Genomic DNA, 1,853 nt, shown 5'->3' on the forward strand with positions numbered 1-1,853 from the left:
CGCCTATGGTTTCCAGCGGAAGAACATTGATGGGCATGCCCACCAGCCCCAGTGCCATGATGGGCGTGCCGCCCATGGCATACACGTCGCTGATCGCATTGGTGGCGGCGATGCAGCCAAAGTCGTAAGGGTCATCGACGATGGGCATGAAGAAATCGGTGGTGGCAATCAGCGCCTGCTCGTCGTTGAGCAGGTAAACGGCCGCGTCGTCGGCAGTTTCAATGCCTACCAGCAGCTGCGGCGGGATCGGTAAATTGCTGGAGTTTTTGAGGATTTCACTCAGCACACCGGGCGCAATCTTGCAGCCGCAGCCGCCGCCATGCGACAGGCTGGTGAGCCGGGGCGGGTTGCCCGGAAGTATTTCGGGGGCGTTCATGGGGAAGCGCTTTCAATCGGTTGCCGCAGTGCCGTCGGTACGCGGGTGTTGTGCGGGCAACCAGTTTAGAACAAGAGAATTTCCTGCGGACCCACCTGCCGGCTTCAGGCGCCCGGCCGCCCACGTGAGCTTCAGTTTTCCTTGTCCGCCTTGAGTTCGCCCTTGGCCGCGTCATACACAAACAGCTTTTTGGCCAGCGCGGGCTGGTAGTTGAGCATGTCAATCAGGAAGCTCAAGGCTCCGAGGTTATTGCCGAGGCGGTCAAATGATCCAGCCAGGCGCGCCTGCTGCTCATTGGCATCGGGTTTGAGCATTTGCTCCACCAGTTCGCGCATGTGCATCACCGCCAGTGCCGCCTGGTCCGCCCCCAGCATGGACAGCACGCCTTGCATTTGCGCGAGTTGCCCCGGCACCACCGCCAGGGGTTTTTTGTCTTCCGGTGTGCGGAAAAAACTGTCAAGGGACTTTTCAAGCACGCCCAGGGACACGCGCAGTTCGCCCACCACGCTTCCCATGGTCTGTTTGTCGTTGACGCGCTGGTACAACTCCTCCATCCATGACTCTGGAGGTTGTGGCTGTCCGCCCGCCCTGACGCTTTCAAGCCGTTCCGCGAGCCGGGCCGTCCGGGCCCACAGGCGCGGGTCGTTGGGATCGAAATCATCAAACACGGCTTCGAGGTAGAGCACCGCGGTCGCCACCTCCAGCGCCAGCTCGGGGCTTGGGGCCTGGCCCGAGCTGACTGTCGTGCCAATCACGCGCGTCAGTGCGCGGGCCATCGACTCGCTTGGCGGGTGCAGCTTGACCAGGGAATCCGTCACCAGGCTGAACTGGTCGTTCAGCGACTTGAATTTGCTCAGGTCTCCGGCTGTGGCCGCGGACCAGCTTTCCTTGGCCGAGCCGATGCGCTTGCGGGCCTGCGCAATCAAGGCGGGGGCGAAGCGGCCAAACTGGACCGATTCATAGTCAACAGGCTTGAACCGCGTCAAGCCATAGCTCGAGCGCACCGCCGACAGCACCGGTGCATCACTGGAACGCTGGACTTTGGCCTGGGAGCACAGGAAAAGCAGATCCTCTGCAAGCCTGGCCGATGCCTCCGTGCCCTTGGCCAGCCAGACGTACTGCAGCAGAACGCGCAGCGTCGCGCGCTTCACGTAAAGATCGATCTTCAGCAGCCCTTTTGCCAGTGCTTCGAAATACGCTGCCGCAATTTTCCAGAAAGTCCTGGGTTCGATACCGGTTTGACCCTGGGCGAACCCCAGGCACACATCGCTGAGGTTTTGCGCGGCTTCCGTGTCACCCGTGCGGATGAGGGTCAGCATCAGCCGGTCCAGCAGTTGCCGGGCCTCGCCGCCGTACGCCCTGGCATCAACAGTGATATTGAGGACCGGCTCTATCCAGCGCCACTGGAACACCCAGAGATCCGCCGGATGGACACGGTCCGCGCCGACCAGGCCCTGGATGTCGCGGTATTGGGGGA

Annotated in this window: 2 protein-coding genes; both read right to left on the reverse strand. The window is 62.0% G+C overall.

Annotation, left to right across the window (positions count from 1 at the left end; all coding sequences use genetic code 11):
- A partial coding sequence (selD, locus tag AC1D0Z_RS20735; RefSeq protein WP_477660049.1) for a selenide, water dikinase SelD occupies positions 1-376 on the reverse strand: 376 nt, incomplete at its 3' end.
- Positions 377-507: 131 nt separating this feature from the next.
- Positions 508-1,853 (reverse strand): FimL-related protein (locus tag AC1D0Z_RS20740; protein ID WP_477660050.1); only part of this gene is annotated, 1,346 nt, incomplete at its 5' end.

This window comes from Polaromonas sp. P1_E3 (assembly GCF_056405935.1).